This is a genomic window from Desulfosediminicola ganghwensis, assembly GCF_005116675.2.
GTDB lineage: Bacteria > Desulfobacterota > Desulfobulbia > Desulfobulbales > Desulfocapsaceae > Desulfopila > Desulfopila ganghwensis.
In genome coordinates this window covers 3,566,261-3,585,205 of sequence record NZ_CP050699.1, presented here as the reverse complement: position 1 = coordinate 3,585,205, position 18,945 = coordinate 3,566,261, and the positions used below count along the sequence as shown (strand labels likewise).

Annotated in this window: 13 protein-coding genes; 7 read left to right on the top strand and 6 right to left on the bottom strand. The window is 45.9% G+C overall.

Going from position 1 to position 18,945, the window contains the following annotated elements; all coding sequences use genetic code 11:
* Positions 1–67: 67 nt before the first annotated feature.
* Positions 68–1,864, bottom strand: coding sequence for a translation elongation factor 4 (gene lepA / locus FCL45_RS15245; RefSeq protein ID WP_136796672.1), 1,797 nt, complete (start codon positions 1,862–1,864; stop codon positions 68–70).
* A gap of 266 nt (positions 1,865–2,130) precedes the next feature.
* On the opposite strand from lepA, the gene FCL45_RS15240 reads away from it, so the two are divergent.
* The 4 genes from FCL45_RS15240 (at position 2,131) to greA (ending at position 9,028) form a co-directional block, all read left to right on the top strand.
* Positions 2,131–3,123: a sigma-70 family RNA polymerase sigma factor gene (locus tag FCL45_RS15240; protein ID WP_136796673.1), complete on the top strand. Its 993-nt coding sequence runs from the start codon at positions 2,131–2,133 to the stop codon at positions 3,121–3,123.
* Positions 3,124–3,193: 70 nt separating this feature from the next.
* Positions 3,194–4,369: a DegT/DnrJ/EryC1/StrS family aminotransferase gene (locus tag FCL45_RS15235; RefSeq protein ID WP_136796674.1), complete on the top strand. Its 1,176-nt coding sequence runs from the start codon at positions 3,194–3,196 to the stop codon at positions 4,367–4,369.
* Between the two features lie 81 nt (positions 4,370–4,450).
* Entirely contained in the window at positions 4,451–8,455 is a 4,005-nt protein-coding gene (locus FCL45_RS15230; RefSeq protein WP_136796675.1) for a tetratricopeptide repeat protein, read from the top strand.
* An 87-nt stretch (positions 8,456–8,542) separates the two neighbouring features.
* The gene (gene greA / locus FCL45_RS15225) at positions 8,543–9,028 is read left to right on the top strand and encodes a transcription elongation factor GreA (protein WP_136796676.1); all 486 of its coding nucleotides are present in this window, start codon (positions 8,543–8,545) and stop codon (positions 9,026–9,028) included.
* 50 nt (positions 9,029–9,078) lie between these two features.
* Here greA and FCL45_RS15220 read toward each other — a convergent pair whose 3' ends face one another.
* The gene (locus tag FCL45_RS15220) at positions 9,079–9,681 is read right to left on the bottom strand and encodes a TetR/AcrR family transcriptional regulator (RefSeq protein ID WP_136796677.1); all 603 of its coding nucleotides are present in this window, start codon (positions 9,679–9,681) and stop codon (positions 9,079–9,081) included.
* A gap of 197 nt (positions 9,682–9,878) precedes the next feature.
* Here FCL45_RS15220 and purD point away from each other — a divergent pair, with 197 nt between their 5' ends.
* From purD to FCL45_RS15205, 3 genes are all read left to right on the top strand, one after another.
* Positions 9,879–11,654, top strand: coding sequence for a phosphoribosylamine--glycine ligase (purD, locus tag FCL45_RS15215; RefSeq protein ID WP_136796678.1), 1,776 nt, complete (start codon positions 9,879–9,881; stop codon positions 11,652–11,654).
* Entirely contained in the window at positions 11,641–12,279 is a 639-nt protein-coding gene (locus FCL45_RS15210; protein WP_136796679.1) for an L-threonylcarbamoyladenylate synthase, read from the top strand. The genes purD and FCL45_RS15210 overlap by 14 nt, the downstream gene beginning before the upstream one ends.
* Positions 12,280–12,428: 149 nt before the next feature.
* Positions 12,429–12,752 carry an Hpt domain-containing protein gene (locus FCL45_RS15205; protein ID WP_136796680.1) on the top strand — a complete coding sequence of 108 codons (324 nt, stop codon included), beginning with the start codon at positions 12,429–12,431 and terminating at the stop codon, positions 12,750–12,752.
* Between the two features lie 292 nt (positions 12,753–13,044).
* Here the strand turns inward: FCL45_RS15205 and ettA are convergent, their stop codons facing one another.
* The 4 genes from ettA to FCL45_RS15185 form a co-directional block, all read right to left on the bottom strand.
* Positions 13,045–14,727, bottom strand: a complete 1,683-nt coding sequence (ettA, locus tag FCL45_RS15200) for an energy-dependent translational throttle protein EttA (protein ID WP_136796681.1) — start codon at positions 14,725–14,727, stop codon at positions 13,045–13,047.
* 281 nt (positions 14,728–15,008) lie between these two features.
* Positions 15,009–15,824: a 4Fe-4S dicluster domain-containing protein gene (locus FCL45_RS15195; RefSeq protein WP_136796682.1), complete on the bottom strand. Its 816-nt coding sequence runs from the start codon at positions 15,822–15,824 to the stop codon at positions 15,009–15,011.
* A gap of 43 nt (positions 15,825–15,867) precedes the next feature.
* Positions 15,868–18,105 carry a molybdopterin-containing oxidoreductase family protein gene (locus tag FCL45_RS15190; RefSeq protein ID WP_136796683.1) on the bottom strand — a complete coding sequence of 746 codons (2,238 nt, stop codon included), beginning with the start codon at positions 18,103–18,105 and terminating at the stop codon, positions 15,868–15,870.
* Positions 18,080–18,667, bottom strand: coding sequence for a TorD/DmsD family molecular chaperone (locus tag FCL45_RS15185; RefSeq protein ID WP_167495721.1), 588 nt, complete (start codon positions 18,665–18,667; stop codon positions 18,080–18,082). The genes FCL45_RS15190 and FCL45_RS15185 overlap by 26 nt, the downstream gene beginning before the upstream one ends.
* Positions 18,668–18,945: the final 278 nt, after the last annotated feature.

The window sequence follows — 18,945 nt, the reverse complement described above, 5'->3', positions numbered from 1 at the left end:
TGAAGAAGGCCACGCCCCAAAAAAATGGGACGTGGCCTAAACTGGTTGTGAAGCGAATGGTTGGTGACTATTTTTGGTCAGACTTCAAAACGGCAAGGAATGCGTTTTGTGGAATATCGACATTACCAACTGTCTTCATTCGCTTTTTACCCGCCTTCTGTTTTTCCAGCAGTTTTCTCTTTCGAGAGATATCACCACCGTAACATTTAGCGGTAACGTCTTTCCTCAAAGCTGCGATGGTTGTTCTAGCAATAACTGTTCCGCCTATCGCTGCCTGGATAGCGATCTTGAACATCTGGCGGGGAATCTCCTCTTTCAACATTTCACAGGCGTGCAGTCCGCGAGCTCTGGAGTTATCGCGATGCACCAGCTGTGAGAGGGCATCAACACGTTCCCCGTTGACCAGAATATCAAGTTTAACCAGGTCAGAAGCGCGGTAGTCGAGGATTTCGTAATCGAAAGAGCCGTAACCTTGGGTAATGGACTTCAATCGATCGTAAAAATCATAGATGACCTCAGCCAGTGGGATCTCACAGGTGAACTCTATCCTGCCGGGTGTAGGATAGTGGTACTGGGTGTTTTCACCTCTACGCTCCATGCAAAGTGTCATCACTGCGCCCATGTAGCGTTCGGGCATCAGGATAGTCGCCTTAATGTATGGTTCCTCGGTACGGTCGATATTGGCCGGGTCCGGGTAATAGGCGGGGTTATCCACCTCAACCATGGAGCCATCTTTCAGATAGCAACTGTATCGTACGGACGGGACAGTGAGGATGAGGGAAACATCGAATTCGCGTTCAAGACGCTCCTGGACTACTTCAAGGTGAAGCAGACCCAGAAAACCACACCTGAAGCCGAAACCGAGGGCCGCAGAAGAGTCCTTTTGAAAGGTGAGAGCCGCATCATTGAGCTGCAGCTTTTCAAGTGCTGCTGCAAGATCTTCATACTCATCGGTGGAAATAGGATAGATAGAGGAAAAAACTACCTGCTGAATTTCCTTGAATCCTGGCAGCGGTTTACTGGCAGGATTGTCGGCGAGAGTGATGGTGTCACCAGGTTTGGCATCCTGAACGCTCTTGATTCCGGCGATAATATAGCCGACCATACCAGCAGAGAGTTGTTTTTCTTTGTTGCGCTGTACCTGGTATGTGCCAACTTCCTCTACACGATACTCTGTGTTTGTGGACATGAACTTGATGGTGTCCCCGCTTTTAAGGGTACCATTGATAATGCGGACGGAAATGATAGTACCACGGAAAGCGTCATAGTTCGCATCGAATATCAGAGCCTGAAGTGTAGCGGTGGGGTCCCCTTCAGGGGCAGGCAGACTTGTAACGATGGTCTCAAGGATTTCTTCCACACCCTGACCATTTTTGGCGGAGCAGTAACGGATAAGATCACTGTCGAGACCAAGGTCTTCTTCAATTTGCAAGGCAACTTTCTCGGGTTCCGCGGAGGGCAGATCGATTTTATTGATGACAGGAATTATCTCAAGATCGTTTTCCATTGCCAGGTAGAGATTGGCAAGGGTCTGAGCTTCAACGCCTTGTGCAGCATCTACCAGCAGGAGGGCACCTTCGCAGGACGTGAGAGCACGGGATACCTCATAGCTGAAATCAACGTGGCCTGGGGTATCTACGAGATTGAGGGAATAATCCTGGCCGTCTTTGGCTCTATAAGGGAGGCACACAGTCTGGCTTTTGATGGTAATTCCTCGTTCACGCTCAATATCCATGTTGTCGAGGAGCTGGTTTTTGAACTCTCTGTCGGAAATGAGATTGCACATCTGAATCATGCGGTCAGCAAGAGTCGATTTGCCATGGTCTATGTGAGCAATGATACTAAAGTTTCTTATATTTTTCATCGCGTGTAATTGGTAAAATTACAGTCAAAAGAGTATACTGTAGGTTGGATAAATGCAGCGGGACGGTTGTTTTTAGCACAAAAACAATAAATATAAAACACAATTCTCCTTTAAGTAGAGAACGGCTTTTGCATGATTGATATTAGCATATATAACCGTTTCACACAGCGTTTTGCACATAATGATTGCACTTTCACCTATGCAAGGTAAAATTGTAATCTTTTTCTGTGATTCATCGCTTAACAACAGTCTGGAGACTGATTCATATGAGTAAAAATCACGTTGATTTGGAAGTTGAGTTCGAAGAAGAAATCCCAGTTATTGATCACCAAAAGGCACATCAACTCGTCTCAATTTCAGATGATGACAACTTACCAGCTTTAAGCAATCCAGCCCTTCACAGGTATCTGCAGGAGATTAGTCAGTACGAATTGCTCAGCAGAGAAGAAACCGACGAACTGGCTATCCGATTCAAAGAGCATGGAGATCAAGAGGCAGCATACCGGCTGGTTTCTTCTAATTTGCGTCTGGTTGTCAAAGTTGCAATGGATTTTCAGAAATACTGGATGCAAAATTTCATGGATCTGATCCAGGAAGGAAATGTTGGTCTGGTACAAGCTACGAAAAAGTTCGATCCATATCGGGGGGTAAAGTTTTCTTACTATGCAGCCTACTGGATTCGTGCCTATGTCCTGAAGTTTATAATGGATAACTGGCGCCTGGTTAAAATTGGCACTACCCAGGCCCAGAGAAAACTGTTTTTCAGTCTTAATAAAGAGAGAAAGCTGCTGGAATCTCAAGGCTTTCAGGCTGAACCTAAACTGCTTGCCGAGCGACTCAACGTGAAGGAACGTGAAGTTATCGAGATGAGTCAGCGGATGGATAACTGGGATGTTTCTCTCGAAAGCCCCCTTCGTTCTGACTCTGATGACGAGCAGAAAAGCTTCATTCCAAGCAAGGGCCCTAATATTGAGTCAACCGTTGCCGGCAAGGAAATTAAGCTAAAACTCACAGAACTGCTCGACGTGCTCAAGGATAAGCTGAACGACAAAGAGAAAATGATTCTTGAGGAAAGGTTGCTTACCGATGAACCGATGACTTTGCAGAATATCGCAGATCGCTTTGCCATATCGCGTGAAAGGGTGCGACAAATAGAAGTAAATCTGTTAAAGAAAATGAAAAAATATCTTGAAGCAGAGATGCCGGATATAGTTGATTTCTTTGATGGAGAGAAGATAGTCATCAATTCCAGGGATTAAAGGCTTGACGTGGTTTTTCTACCGAACAGCCCATTTAAAAAACCATTACTGTTCTATAACTAACAACGCTATGAAAGTACCCTTACTTGATTTGCAGGCGCAATTTGTTGACCTTGAAGATGAACTTACCAGTGCGGTAACCCAGGTCCTTCGCTCTACTTGGTATATCAATGGCCCTGAGGTTGTCGGGTTGGAAAAAGAGGTGGCTGAATATTGTGGTGCAAACCACGGCATCGGTGTCTCCAGTGGAACCGATGCGCTTCTTGTTGCACTTATGGCACTTGATATCAAAGAGGGTGACGAGGTATTAACTACCCCGTATTCATTCTTTGCGACCATGGGAGTTATCCTTCGACTTGGTGCCCGTCCTGTTTTTGCCGATATAGACCCTGTCAGCTACAACATAGACCCGCAGAAAATGCGCCAGGCATTAGAAGCTGATAAAGATAAGAAAATTAAGGCGATCATCCCGGTTCATCTGTATGGCCAGTGTGCGGATATGGCCGAAATTCTGAAAATTGCTGCCGAGTACAAGCTGCCGGTCATTGAGGACGCAGCTCAGGCCATTGGCGCTGAATATCCGTTTGTTGACGGAAACGAGGTGAAATGGCAAAGGGCAGGATCAATGGGGGTAGCTGGGTGTTTTTCTTTTTTTCCAAGCAAGAATCTTGGTGGAATAGGGGACGGTGGCATGGTCACCTGTCAGGATGAAGAGCTTGCGAAAAAAATTGAATTACTTCGAAATCATGGAGCACATCCTAAATATTACCATTCCATGGTAGGCGGCAACTTTAGGCTCGATGCCATACAGGCGGCTGCTCTGAGGGTTAAGCTTCGCTATCTGGATTCCTGGCATAAAGGCAGAAAGGCAAATGGAGAGTTATACAACCGCCTTTTTGCTGAATCCGGCCTGATTGAGAGCGGTAAGGTGGTTCCTCCTGCTGCAGTTTATAAGGGGGTTGCTGGTGAGGAAAATTCCGCAAGCCATATCTATAATCAGTATATCATCAGAGTCACTGACAGGGATGGTCTGAGAGACTGGTTATTAAAAAATGAAATTGGTTGCGAAATTTATTATCCGGTGCCAATGCACAAGCAGGAATGTCTTGGCTCTGATGCTGATAACTGGTCTATGCCCGAAGCTGAAAAGGCTGCAGCAGAGACCCTTGCCCTGCCGGTTTACCCGGAGCTGACAGACGAAATGCAGACATATGTTGTAGAAAACATAAAAAAATACTATCAATAGAGCAATGCTATTGTCCCCGGCAGGTCGTTACGGCCTGTCGGGATGAATTCTACAACCCTCCCCGCCTGAAAGGGCTACATCATGGTATCAAAAAAGCCGGATGCGTTCCCGCTTCATATAGTATTTTTGCCAATCCTCGCTTTTTTGCTGATACTTCCTTCCGCCAATCTCCACTCTGCAATAGCTCCTGAACGCGAAATTATTCCCATAGATGCGCCTGATGTTCCGACCTGGAAAAAGCATTGGGATAGAGGTCGGGAACTTGCCCGACTTGGGAAATATCAAGACTCTGCTGCATATTATAAAGAGCTGGTTTTGCTCAAGCCGCAAATTGAAGAGGCGAAGTGGGAATACTGTAAAATTCTGTTTCGCTTGGACGAATATGAAAAGATTTCGCCTTTAGTTGAAGGATTGATAGAAAACAATCCTTATAATATTGAATACATAAAGCTCGCGGGCAAGGTTGCCCTGGAACTTGGTGAATACAAGAAGGCTGTACAATATCTTGGCCAGGCTTATTCCCTCACTCCTGAAGGAGAAGAAGGGGCCCGGTTACTACAGGACTTTGCAGAAGCGCTTGAGGGTCGGGGGAAGCTGGAAGAGGCATTTGTGCTCTACGAACAGCTTCGACAGCGTAAAAACAAAGATTTTTCTTTACTGCACGATCTTGCCCGGAAGAGTAAAGCACTTGCCAAGCGCGAAAAGGCGCTGGACTATTATTCACTGCTCGCTGATGAGTCAAAAGACAATGTTGCTGTTCTGGCCGAGGCTGCGGATATCTTCGTCGAGTATGGAGAAAACCAAAGAGCCTATCCGCTCTGGAAATCTATAGTCCGGTTAAAACCTGAAGCCTTAGCTTATCATCAAAAACTGGCAGACTATTATCTGAGCAGTGCAAATGGCAGGGAAGCGCTGCCACATCTTCTTGCCCTCATTGATAATGATAAAAACTTCGATCCGGAATTATTACTGATAACAGCGCGTATCTATGCACGGGAAGGTGATCGTGTAGATCAATCTCTTCGATATTTTGAACGATATTTGAAAGTTTTTCCCCAAAACAGTCAAGCGAAACGAGAGTTAGAAGAGGTACGTGAAAAAATCGCCGACGCTCTTCTTGCTATAGTTGAAAATAACGGCGCACGTCTATTGTGGAACGATCTGGACAAGATTACCGATGACAGGATGGCTCTATTCAAGATAATGGCCAATCGTCTGGAGTTAGAAGAGAAAACTACAGAGTTAATCGAAGTTCTGGAGGTTATCGATGAAAATAGCCTTCACAACGAAGATGTTAAATTTAAACTCTCAAATCTCTATGCTGGAAGAGGTGACGAGCAACTTGCCTACGAATACCTGACAACCATTAGCGGTCAATTGTCGGCCAGCATGGAATTTTGTTTGGCAAAAGCAAAACTCGAAGAAAATATAGGGCTTGATGTTGAGGCTCTCGAGTCGTATCTCTGCGCCCTCGATTGGGATAAAGATAATCTTTCAATTCTCAAAAATACTATTGAGATTGCAGGTGATATTGGCAGGCTTGATACCCTAAAGGCGTTGGGTGATGCTCTCACCAGCAGGCCCATTGTCAGCGATGAACTCGAAGTGTATCTGGCCTACGCTAAAGGCCTTAGACTGAATGGGCAATACAGTGTTGCTGAAAGTCTGTATTCAAAGATACTCAATGCCCAGTGGAACGAACCAGATGCTCGGAATAAAATTACTCTCAGTAAGGCAAGAACATTTCGTGACATGGGGAAATTGTTTGATTCACAGAGAGTACTCAGGGAAATAATCGCTGAAGACCTTTATAACCAGGATGCCATAATTCAACTTATAAAAAGTGTTGCTGAAAATGATTCCTTAAACGATGGGTGGTCACTTTTCTGGTTTTACGTATCAGGTATTGATGAAAAAAACTGGCGTGAACCATCGGAGTCAGATCTTGTAGAGGTTTTTTTGACCTACATCTATCTGCTAGAAAGAGAAGGAAGTTATAATCTGGCCATTAGTGATCTTACACATTATCTCGAAGAGTTTCCCCCCAAAGCGCAGGACCGCGATTCACCATCCAGCTATAGAAACTGCGAGTTGAAACTCTGCGATCTCTATCTTGTAATTGATAAAAACGCAGAATGCAGGTCAATACTGCGGGAATACCCTGAAAACACATTGCACGATCCCGATGTATGGGTGTCTCAGCAGTATCTTGAGGGAGAAGGGCGTTTCGTTCCAGAAGAACTGTATACAGAAAACGGAGATCTCAAAGAGCCAAATAGTGGGCTTCGAGGGCTGTTCTCAGCTGCGGTGAAGGCTGTTGGAAATGGTGAAAATCATGCCGCCGTGAAAATAACCGAGTTCATATTGCAGATTGAGCCTGAATCTAGAAGAGCCAGGATTCAGTTGGCCAGAGCACTGTCAAATATTGGGCGCCTCAATGATGCCGCAGAAGAATTTCGTGACCTCAACGAGCGGGGCGGTGACTCAGGGGTCTTTATGACTGAGTATCTTTTGCTTGAATTTCGCAGGGGGAATTACGATTCTATTCTGGGGGAATTGGCTGAAAAAGATTTTGAGACTTTGCCTGTAGAGCAAAAATTGCTTTTAGCCCGGACTCTCTGGGCCCTGGGTGAGCTGAAAAGCTCCTTGGTTACGTACAGAGAACTGCTGACTCCAAACGTGAGTAGCCAGTTCAAACAAAGGCTTGCTGAAAAAGATCTCCACCTAGACTGGGAGGAGGGGGGCGAGGCTATGTTCTGGTCGTTATTCACCCATGAGGGCCCGGGGCAACTTGATAAATTGAATAAACTCAGAGCGGAAGATGGTTTTTTATCAATTACCGGGACCCCCCTGGGAGAGATAGTCGCCGAATTGTATGATAGCTATCGTTGGGAAAAGTTAATTAAGAACGAGTATCAGATCAGGGAAGCTGTCGAAGATAAAAACTATGTTATTGCTGAACGGCAGAACCGGGCCCGGCTGAAAGAAGAGCAATCAGTAGAAGGCCTCAAGGATCTGGCCAAAGTATACGAACGGCTGGGGAATTATACCGAAGAGGCTGAAGTTTATGCGTATCTCCAGGCTCGCGGAGAAACCTTGCCGGAGCTTCAGGAATTGATGGAGCGGAACAGATTAGCAAGGGCGCCGACTCTTTCCGGTGAGGCAATGTACAGCGAGCGGAGTGGTAGAGACGGAGCTGTCGATATCGAGAAATATTACTATGGTGCGAATTTTAAATATCTGGCAGGACTAAGAAAAGAGTTTCAATTCGAATACGGAGAATTGAAATACCAACCTGAATCTGGTGGAAGTTCAATCGATGGTAGGGAGTTTGGAGGAAAAGCCCGGTTTGAATTGAGCAAAAATACTTCTTTACGGCTGGAAGGTGGTTTTCATCTGCTGGAATCTGACCCAGACAGTATGGGTATTTATGCCATCAAATTCGACCATGAGTTTGACCCGGTATTAAAGGGTTATCTGCAATTTCGCAAAGATGTTGTTGATGACACTGTAGAGGCGCTGAATCAGGGAATTTACCGTAGCTCTCTGATAGGAGGCCTGGTAATCGATGGGGCTTCCGGAGTAAGCATTGGTAGTGAGTTCCAGCATAAGTGGTTCAAAGGGGGCAATGATCAGGACGGAATGCAGTTTTGGTCTTCATATACGTTCTTCAGTGACTATACTTCCCTTAGTGTGAAATACAGTTACGATTTATTGAAAAGTAGTGAGTCCAATTTTATTGTTTCAGATACCGATACAGCAGATGGAAGTTTTGATACAGGGTCCGACGTCGATAATTTCAACGATTTACCATACTGGAGCCCCGGGAGCTATTGGCAACATGAGCTGTCGTTCTCCTTCAGGCATCTGTTAAAAGATTTTGATACCTTTCAGAACACCCCAAGTTTCTATTTACTAGATTTTGCAATTGGTTATGAAGCAGATGGAAATGTGAGATATACTGGTGCCTTTGATATTTTTCTTGAAATGAATGAGCATTTCTTATTAAAAGGAGAGGTGCTTTATTCACGGAGTGACAACTACAATGAGAAAACGGCGGCGATGTCTTTGATGTATCGCTGGTAAAATTAAGTATTTCTAAAGAAATATCAATGTTTCCTGCCCAGTGGAGAAAATGATTCTGGCAGGAATTTTTTTTTATGGAGAAAGAAGATGGTACAACGTATTCCAATGTCAAAAGCTGGTAACCAGCGTTTGAGAGATGAGCTGAGCAGGCTGGAAAAAGTAGATAGACTTGAGGTTGTAAAGTCTATTGAGGTTGCCAGGGAGCATGGAGATCTGAAGGAGAATGCTGAGTATCACGCAGCAAAAGAACGTCAGGGACACATCGAAGGCCGTATAATGGAACTCAAGGATAAACTCTCCCGGGCGGAAGTGATCGATTGCTCCAAAGTTTCAACTTCAAGAGCTGTTTTCGGTACAGTTGTGTCTCTGCTTGATCTCGATACTGACGAGGAAGTTACCTATCAGCTACTTGGCCCTGAAGAGTCAGATGTGAAAAAAGGGTCTATATCGGTACTCTCACCACTTGGCCGTTCCATTCTTGGTAAAGAGATTGGGGACGAGGTCTTGGTGAACACCCCTGGTGGGAGTAGAGAATTTGAGGTTATGGATATTCAGTCTTCAGATTTTTCCTGAAAAACAGGACAGAGTTTTTTACTGTCAGATGAACGCAGGGCTATTTCACATCAAATATTTTCAGCTCGAACCGGCTGTAACAGACCGTTTAGAAAGAGGTGAAGCACCTGGCTAGCGGTTTCATCTACCGTATAATGGGTTTCAAGTGAGATATTCCATATCCTTGAAATTTCATCCAGAGCACCAAAAAATGCTCTTTTGGCAAGATCTGGTTGTATTTTATCATTGAAGATGCCTGCTTTCTGCCCTTCACGGATGATGTGACCAATAATATCAGTGTATTGGGTGAAGGTTGTGTTGCGGTAGTCCTTTACTGTCTTGTTTGTCTGGCGGAGTTCTACCTGTATCACTTCAGCAAGGTTTTTATTTTTTTTCATGGCCTTGAGGTGATTGGTGGCGAAGAGCTCCAACATTTTTTGGGGATCATTTTCCTTGGCGAGAATTTTTTCAGCCTGGGCAATGAGCTTACCTATTTCCCCCTCAAAAACAGAAATAAGAATGTCGTATTTATTGTTGAAGTAGAGGTATATAGTACCATCAGCAACCTTGGCTTCTTTGGCAATATCGGATATTCTGGCGTTGAAAAAGCCCTTTTTGGCAAAAACTTTAGTTGCCGCTGTAATTATCCTTGCATGTTTATTGACTGCTTTCATACTTTTCGGAAGCTTTGATTTTCAAAAATCGCAAATTGAAGCAATTTTATAATGAATGGCTGTTCATTTTTTATATTTGCTGACACACCGTTTGTCAATGCGCAAACTACATATATTTTTGCCAAAAAAATGTTGGGTTCGCATCGAGTTACAGAGTTTATAGAATTTCTCATTCAATTATACATGGAGTCACTAACATGAAAGTACTTGTCATCGGTTCAGGTGGAAGAGAGCATGCACTGGCCTGGAAAATTAACCAGAGCAGCAAGGTTGAAAAGATCTTCTGTGCACCTGGTAATGCAGGTATTGCCGAAATCGCTGAATGTGTTGAGATAGGTGCTACTGAGGTTGATAAGCTGCTGAAATTCGCCTTGGACCAGAAAATTGACTTGACTGTTGTTGGTCCTGAAGCAGCATTGGTCGAGGGAGTTGTAGATAGTTTTGAAGAAAATGGGTTGAGGGTTTTTGGACCGAACAAAGCGGCTTCGATTCTGGAAGGAAGTAAAGTCTTTACCAAGGAGTTTCTGGCCAAATACAATATTCCGACAGCACCATTTGGTGTTTTTACCGAGAGTGATGAAGCAAAGGCTTACATCGACAAATGTGGAGCACCAATAGTTGTAAAAGCAGATGGACTTGCAGCAGGGAAGGGTGTTATCGTCGCTGCCACAGTGGATGAAGCGAAGGAGGCCATCGACCTTATTATGCAGGATCGAGCTTTTGGATCTGCGGGGAACACTGTTGTGGTTGAAGCATGTCTGATTGGTGAGGAAGCTTCCTTTATTGCCTTCACTGATGGGAAAACGGTGTTACCGTTGCCCACCTCTCAGGACCATAAAGCGATCTATGAAGGAGACAAGGGGCCAAATACTGGCGGCATGGGTGCCTATTCGCCAGCACCTGTGGTAACACAAGAGATAAGTGATTATGTAATGGAAAACGTCATGATCCCTACTGTAAAAGGTCTCGCTGCGGAAGGTCGTCCCTATAAGGGAATGCTGTATGCAGGCCTCATGATTGATGGCGACAAGGTCGATGTACTCGAATTTAACTGTCGTTTTGGTGATCCCGAAGCACAGCCGTTGCTCATGAGGATTCAGTCTGACATTGTCGATGTGTTTGAGGCTGCAATAGATGGTACATTACATGAGATTGATCTGAAAGTAGACCCAAGGCCTACTGTCTGTGTAGTACTGGCCTCTGGTGGATACCCGGGAAGCTATACTAAGGGTTATCCTATAACAGGCCTTGAAGAGGCCCGTCAAATACCGGGGGTGGTTGTCTTTCATGCCGGGACTGCAGAAGCATCCGGTAAAGTTGTTTCAAATGGAGGCAGGGTTCTTGGTGTTACGGCTATAGGTGACACGCTGGGAGATGCTCTTGACTCGTGTTACAGAGCAGTTGATTGTATCAGCTGGCAGGAAAGTTATTTTCGTAGAGATATTGGAGCAAAAGCAATGAAAAGAACAGAAGGTGATGCAGGAGTGGTTGTTGGAATTCTCATGGGGAGTGATTCCGATTATCCTGTGATGAAGGCTGCAGGAGATTTATTAAAACAGTTTGGTATCGGCTTTGAGATGACCGTGGCATCAGCACACAGAACTCCCGAAAAAGCTGCAACATACGCAAAAACTGCTAAAGAACGTGGTCTCAAAGTTATCATCTGTGGTGCCGGTATGGCTGCGCACCTGGCCGGTGTTATCTCATCTCATACAGATCTCCCTGTAATTGGAATACCATTGGATGCCTCTCCTTTAAATGGTATGGATGCTCTGTTGGCAACAGTTCAGATGCCTCCTGGAATCCCGGTTGCCACCATGGGGATCGGTAAAGCTGGTGCCAAAAACGGTGCTGTCTTTGCAGCGAAAATGCTCGCTTTGAGTGATGAGGCCATTGCAGCCAAGCTGGTTGAATTTAAGGAAAATATGGTCAAAGAAGTAGAAGAAAAGGCCAAAAAGCTTGAATCACTCTAATAAACAGTCTGTTATCAGCCCGTCGAATGATGACATTCGGCGGGCTGTTGAAGCCATAAGGATGGGAGGCGTGGTAGCCGTCCCAACTGAAACCTATTATGGACTTGCCGTTAATCCGGATAACGATCAGGCCATAGAACGTCTCTACCTGGTAAAACAGAGACCGAAAAATAAACCTATCCTGCTGCTTGTCTCAAATGTTCAACAGGTGGCGAAGTATGCTCAGACTATTCCCAAGCAATACGAAAGTCTGATAGAACACTACTGGCCTGGACCACTAACTCTTGTTTTTCCTGCCAGGCCGAGCGTCTCTCATCTTCTTACAGGCGGTACCGGAACCATCGGTATCAGGCTGACTCCCAATAGAACAGTTTGCCGCATAATAGATCTGTTCAAAAACCCCATCACTGCTACCAGTGCGAATCCATCAAGGCATGAGCCGGCACGGTCTGCCAAACAGGTTCATGAGGCGTTCGGTGACAAGCTTGCGTACGTCGTAGACGGGGGGCCGGCTGATGAAGGCCTGGGGTCTACAGTAGTCAATGTGATTGATGGTATCTTGTGCATTGAGAGAGTTGGGCGAATTCGGTTGCCGGGTCTGCCATTGAGATCCACATTACGATAAAAATTCACATTGCCTTTTGCCGTTACTGTTTGTCCAGATAGTATTCCGTGTTATCCTTTAGATGAAATGCCAAAACGTACATATGGAACGTATTGCCGGTGGCTTGCCAGCAGAAAAAAAAGGTCTGAGCTGCAAAACGGGATTTATAAATGAATATACTGGGCTGGAACAGGGAATTTGCACTTGAGCAGACTGCCGGCGATATTGATTTGCTGCAGGAACTTTTAGATCTTTTTAAAATTAGCTTTGAGAATGACGTTGCTAAGATGGAGGCGGGTATCAACTGTGGCAATGCGCTTCAGGTAACAAATGCCGCACATTCCATCAAAGGGGCCGCAGCAACTCTGGGGATAGAAGGGGTTACCATGCTCGCTAAGCAAATTGAGCAAGATGCCAGATCCGGCAGGGTTGAGCTGGCAAAGGAACTCCTGCCAAAACTGCAACAGATGCAGCAGGAACTGAAGGAACTGTAACGATTGGCAGTCATGTTACCTGTGGAATTTTACCTAAAATATCAAGCTCCTGATCAGCTAAAGCACATCGGATTTGCCGCTTTTTCCAGGTAGAGCAGATCATTTTTTAACCCAACGCCACGACCGCTTACCTCAAACTCGTTACTGCCAAACGCTTGCTGCAGATTACTACTCGGTGTCTCTGAAGACTTAATTGAGCACTCTGCAAACACGAGAATTATCATGGTTCACCAACCCAAAGAACCCCGACAGTGCAAAAGTTGTCGAGGCTCTCCCTACGTCGACCGCTGTGCTATCTTGTCAGCTGCCTGTATTTTATGCGGTGGGGCTGGTCAGCTTCTGCCCCAAGTCTTGCTTTTCTGTCTTTCTCATAGTCTGAGTAGTTTCCTTCAAACCATACCACTTCTGAATTACCCTCAAATGCGAGAATATGGGTTGCAAGTCTATCGAGAAACCAACGATCATGGCTGATGATAACCGCGCAGCCGCCGAAATTTTCTAACGCCTCTTCCAAGGCTCGTAAGGTGTTGACATCAAGGTCGTTGGTCGGCTCATCAAGCAGTAATACGTTGCCGCCTTCTTTAAGCATCCGGGCAAGGTGAACACGGTTACGCTGACCACCTGACAGTAAGCCGACTTTCTTTTGTTGATCAGATCCTGAGAAGTTGAATTTTCCGACGTACGCTCGGCTGTTTACTTCGCGAGTGCCAAGCCAGACGGTATCCTGACCATCAGAGATGGTTTCCCAGATAGTAGCTTCGGGATCAAGGGAGTCCCTGGACTGATCTACATATGAGAGCTTAACGGTGTCACCTTTTCTGATAGAACCGGCATCCGGTGTTTCCTGTTCGGTAATCATCCTGAACAGGGTGGTTTTACCAGCACCGTTGGGACCGATAACACCTACAATTCCACCGGGAGGAAGATTGAAGGTCATATTGTCGACCAGAATTCGGTCGCCATATCTTTTCTGCACGCCTTCAGCATCAATAACAACCTTACCGAGGCGTGGTCCTGGTGGAATAAATATTTCGAGATCTCTTTCGAGCTTTTCACTCTCCTGGCCCATCAGTTTCTCGTAAGAGCTGATACGTGCCTTGGATTTCGAACGTCGTCCCTTGGGAGACATCTTGATCCACTCAAGTTCGCGCTGGAGCGTTTTGCGGCGGTTGCTCTCCTTCTTTTCTTCCATGGCAAGACGTTTCTCTTTCTGCTCCAGCCAAGAGGAGTAATTGCCCTTCCAGGGAATTCCTACCCCTCGATCCAGCTCGAGAATCCAGCCTGCGACATTGTCGAGAAAATAGCGATCATGGGTTACAGCAATAACTGTTCCTTCGTATTCCTGAAGATGTTGTTCAAGCCAACCTACTGATTGTGCGTCGAGATGGTTTGTGGGCTCATCGAGAAGCAGAATATCTGGCTTTTGTAATAGAATACGGCAGAGAGCAACACGACGTTTTTCACCACCGGAGAGCACGCCACACTTAGATTCGGGGGGAGGGCAGCGCAGGGCATCCATGGCCATATCAAGTCGACTATCGAGATCCCAGGCTGAGAGGTGATCGAGTTTTTCCTGTACCTGTGCCTGACGGTCGATGAGGTTCTGCATTTCGTCATCGGTCATGGGCTCGGCGAATTTTTCGTTGATCTCATTAAATTCCTGGAGCAGATCGACAGTCTCCTGGGCACCTTCTTCAACGATTGCGCGAACAGTACTCTCCGGATCGAGATCAGGCTCCTGTTCAAGGTAGCCGACAGTCAACCCGGGAGAAAGAACTGTTTTACCGTTGAACTCTGTGTCCACCCCGGCAAGAATTCTCAGCAGGGTACTTTTACCGGAGCCGTTCAGACCGAGTACGCCAATTTTGGCGCCATAGAAATAGGAGAGAGATATATCCTTTATGACTGGTTTGTTATCGTAATACTTCGATACTTTGATCATTGAATAAATGATCTTCTTATCGTCTGTGCTCATGGTTTTCCTTTTGGGAATTATTTCAATTTATTAGAGAGACAATTATGGTGTTGGCTCAAAAGCAGCCGGTAAAGCCTCTACTAAGCTATCAGGTATTCTATGTAATAATCACTAAAATCAGTTGACCCTGCATATTTTCATTATGAATATAATTATTTGATGAAAAGGCTGCCACAATTAGCGGGTATATCAAATGTGCCACGATAATACATAAAAAAAGGACCATAATCAAATTGAGATTATGGTCCTGTAAAATGTACTGCTATTCTGAATCGTAAAGCTTATTTGTCGCTGGCATCCCCATCTGAGGCTGCCGACGCAAGAAATGCACCCGCGATACCCAGCAGTCCGACATTGCGCAGGGATTTTTTTGCTCCACTGCCAAGAGCTGCCAGCATTGCCCGGCGTCGAATTGGCCCAACGTCTACCAATTCAGGCGTAGAGGTGCCGAAGAGCAGGTCAACATCCTTTTTACAGCCATAATATTTGATATTCGGGCCAAGCTCTCCATCAACAGGTTCGATTCCTTTTGCACCCTTCTTAATATACTTGGCAACTTCTGACTTGGGATCATCTAGATCGCCAAAAATTCGGGCGTTAGTAATACAGGTCTGCACACAGGCAGGCAGTGAGCCGGCATCTACCCGAGGCTTGCAGAGGGTGCACTTGTCAGCCTTGCCGTCCTCGGACATGTCGTCAACCAAATCAGGGTTGATGTAGCGTGCGCTGTAAGGACATACGTCTGCACAGGCTCCGCATCCCAGACAGCGGGATTTGTCTATCTGTACGGTACCGTCAAAAGGATCTTTCCAGGTGGCTGCAACCTCAAGAGTTATAGTTTCACCTGTTTTCGGGTTGGTAAATGTTTGCTCTTCGTAATCTGCCGGACATTCTTCTACGCAGGGTGGCTCAGTGCAGTGATTGCACAACCCGGGATAGTAGGTGGACGCCATCTCGCCTTGAACAATTGAAGGCCCCAGGCGCCGTACCCAGTTTCTGCCGTATTCGACAGGAACTTCCCACTCTGCCTTGCAGGCAATAGTGCAGGCATGACAGCCAACGCATCGTTCGAGATCTATTATCATTCCGTATTGCATTTATATTTTCCTCCTCAAGGGAAATTATTTACGCTAATGCGAGCTATGCCGGAATGTCCAGCACTTTGCCGTCTTTGATCAGCTTGACAAAGTTGTTCCGCATACCATGGGCACCAGTCTCTGGATCTATCGCAATCTTGGTCATAAGACTTGTGTCATCGACACCTGCATTCACTGCAACACTCAGCAGTGGATTGGCGGAACCGTAACCATGGGCCATATAGACTGAATCTTTTCTGATGCCGGGAGTTACCTTAACCGTAGTAGTGGTGTGGGACTTGAATCCCTCACTGTTAACCAGACCGACAGTGTCACCATCTTTCAGGCCCAGTTTGTTCGCGGTCTCATCATTAATCCAGACAGGGTTTTCCGGCATGGCAAAGTTGAGCCAGGCGTTGTTCTGGGTCCTGTTGAACGTATGGACAGGCACACGGCCATAGAGTAGCCGGGCAAAGCCGGCTGGTGGTGGTTCGACAGGCATATAGGTTGGCACACCAGGGAATCCTGCATCTTCGATATCTTCGTTATAAAGCAGAACCTCAAAGTCTTCAGGGATGCCGTATGGGTCCTTGCCGTCGCGAAGATGAATGCCATCTTCTTTCTTGAGCTGTGCTATGCTGAGCCCCGCTACAGCGAGATTCTTTTCAACCATTTCTTCAACGGTTTTCACTGGAATCTCTTCTTCATGACCCATACCTTTGGCGATGGCGTTGGTAATGAACACGTTGTCCTTGCGTTCAAACATTGGTTCAACCAATGGCATCCTGGCAGTGATGTATTGTTGATGCTTTTCGGAGAAATCCCACTGTGTACCGGTTTTCACAAGATCAAAGCGTTCGAGATAACTTGCCTCAGGCAAAAGAATATCAGCCCACATGGTCGCGTCTGTTGGCATCACGTCAACACACATGACGAAATCCATCTGGCGGAGCACATCTTTCATCTTTTCCTGGCCAGGGATGGTCTGGATAGGGTTCTGGCCCCAGATTACACAACCTTTGATAGGATACGGTTTACCAGTCAGAGCCGCATCTCGAATCAACTCAGTAGGTGTTCCCGGAGGTGTAAATGGGTGGCGAAGTTCCTCGTCTTCATTGTAATTGAGGTTGTGCTCGTTACCATGATCATGCTTGGCCCAGCTTACTTTACCAACCTTGGGTTTGATACCTGGTACCCAGCCGCCTTCTACATAATAAGCGCCAAGAAGTGCGGTGAGGCAGGCGAGTGAGCGTTGTCGCTGAAAGTCGTTTCCATACCAGCTTACGTGGCGACCAGGATGGATAGAAACATTGGGAGCGTTTTCTGCGAGTATGTCTGCTACTTCTTTGATCTGCTCGACAGGGATATTACACTCCTTGGCAGCTCTTTCAAAAGTCCAGTCAGCGATACCTTCGGCAAACTCATCAAAACCATCTGCCCATTCATCAATGAAGTCGACGTTATATTTTTCTGTCTTAACGAGATAGTTCATAATCGCCAGCAGAAAAGCGGTATCGGTGCCAGGCTTGATTTTCACCCAGACATCGGATTTCGCCGCAGCTGCAGAATATCGTGGATCAACAACAATGAGCTTGGAACCGTTTTGCAGACCTTTAATAAAGCTCTTAACATGCGAAACATGAACATTTTCACCAATATGCGAGCCGAGCAGCATAATAGCTTTGGAATTCGGCATATCGACGTTTTCGCCTGGAGCTTTGCCGATTGTCGCCCAGTATGCTGTATCACGAATGCCTCGGCACTGGAAGAAAGAGGCCTCACTCACATTGTGCGTTCCGACGGTTCTTTCAAAGAAATGCATCGGGTATTTGGCGGTCGAACCATGGGGAAAGACTGCAATCCCCTGGGGGCCGTATTTATCGACAACACCCTTCAATTTGCTTGAACACTCCGCAAGCGCTTCTTCCCAGCTGATTCGTTTCCAGACGGGTTTGCCTCTTTCGCCCACGTTTTTCAGAGGGTATTTCAATCTATCAGGATCGTAAAGCAGCTTAATGCCAGCGTTGCCCCTGGCGCAGATGGAAGTGCCGTTGTCTATTGATTTCGGGTTACCTTCCAGCTTTATAAGTCTGCCGTCACGTTTTTTACCTATGAGCTGGCATCTCCAGAAGCACATTTCACAGATACCACCCGTTGCGGTTTCTTCCTTGAGGGAGCCTTTCGGTTCAAGTGGGGATTGAACAAACCCGGTCTCTGCGGAAACAACTTTTGAAAGCGGTATGGAAGCAGCTGCCAGAGAGGCAGATTGTAAAAATCTACGCCTCGTCAAGTTGAATGCCATGTTCGTCTTCCTCCTTCGTTAAATAATCAATGAGTTGAACAATTACAGAATAAAACGGGTGGTGAGTCTCCTGCTTTACTCTCGCGCCAAACTTGCTGAACCATGGAAGAAATATGGTCTGCAAAAATTCTGATTCGTGCTCTGCGTCGTTGTTTTCCGCCAGCAGAGACAGAAATTCAAGTTGGTGGATGATGTGATCCGGCAGATCTGACCCGTGCTTCAGGCTGTATCCGCACTCTGCATAAAAATTGAGGGTTTTTTCTGTATGTAATCCTTGCAGGGATTTATCCACGTAAACCGAGCCATAAGGTGGGGCTACAACGTGTGGAACACCGTTTATGAATAACCTTGTGTGTTCAATTTGTAGCGTCTCAAGAATGTCTGGATCAGTCTCAAAAGCTGTCTGGACCTGTTCAAGTTCATCATCTGCTCCAAGACTTTCGAGAAGTGAATACAATCCCTGCAAATAATCTGCGTTAAGCCAGTTTGTGTCAGGGTATTGGAGGCTTTGCGCGCAAAACCTGTAAAGTGTAGCAATTCGTAGAGTCGTTGTGCTTGTCATAATGCCCATCTGGTTTGCGGCAAATCAACCGTACTGTAACGAGGGTGAATAAAACATAACCTTCGTAAATGAGGTGGAAATCTACCTGTGACTATCACCGTTGTCAATTACCACACTGTGGCAATTTGACTTGTTAGGTCTGGAATTTCATTACCTGATAAAATCCTTTTTTTTGCGTAAGTTACGCGAATCCACGGGAAATCAGTGGTATACGACATATGTCAATAACTATATACTTAAATACTTTAGCTTCCGCATGTCAATAAATTTTGCCATTT

Excerpts from the sequence above, each read along its gene's own strand:
- lepA (WP_136796672.1), bottom strand. The coding sequence starts at position 1,864 with ATGAAAAATATAAGAAACTTTAGTATCATTGCTCACATAGACCATGGC.
- FCL45_RS15240 (WP_136796673.1), top strand. The coding sequence starts at position 2,131 with ATGAGTAAAAATCACGTTGATTTGGAAGTTGAGTTCGAAGAAGAAATC.
- FCL45_RS15235 (WP_136796674.1), top strand. The coding sequence starts at position 3,194 with ATGAAAGTACCCTTACTTGATTTGCAGGCGCAATTTGTTGACCTTGAA.
- FCL45_RS15230 (WP_136796675.1), top strand. The coding sequence starts at position 4,451 with ATGGTATCAAAAAAGCCGGATGCGTTCCCGCTTCATATAGTATTTTTG.
- greA (WP_136796676.1), top strand. The coding sequence starts at position 8,543 with ATGGTACAACGTATTCCAATGTCAAAAGCTGGTAACCAGCGTTTGAGA.
- FCL45_RS15220 (WP_136796677.1), bottom strand. The coding sequence starts at position 9,681 with ATGAAAGCAGTCAATAAACATGCAAGGATAATTACAGCGGCAACTAAA.
- purD (WP_136796678.1), top strand. The coding sequence starts at position 9,879 with ATGAAAGTACTTGTCATCGGTTCAGGTGGAAGAGAGCATGCACTGGCC.
- FCL45_RS15205 (WP_136796680.1), top strand. The coding sequence starts at position 12,429 with ATGAATATACTGGGCTGGAACAGGGAATTTGCACTTGAGCAGACTGCC.
- ettA (WP_136796681.1), bottom strand. The coding sequence starts at position 14,727 with ATGAGCACAGACGATAAGAAGATCATTTATTCAATGATCAAAGTATCG.
- FCL45_RS15195 (WP_136796682.1), bottom strand. The coding sequence starts at position 15,824 with ATGCAATACGGAATGATAATAGATCTCGAACGATGCGTTGGCTGTCAT.
- FCL45_RS15190 (WP_136796683.1), bottom strand. The coding sequence starts at position 18,105 with ATGGCATTCAACTTGACGAGGCGTAGATTTTTACAATCTGCCTCTCTG.
- FCL45_RS15185 (WP_167495721.1), bottom strand. The coding sequence starts at position 18,667 with ATGACAAGCACAACGACTCTACGAATTGCTACACTTTACAGGTTTTGC.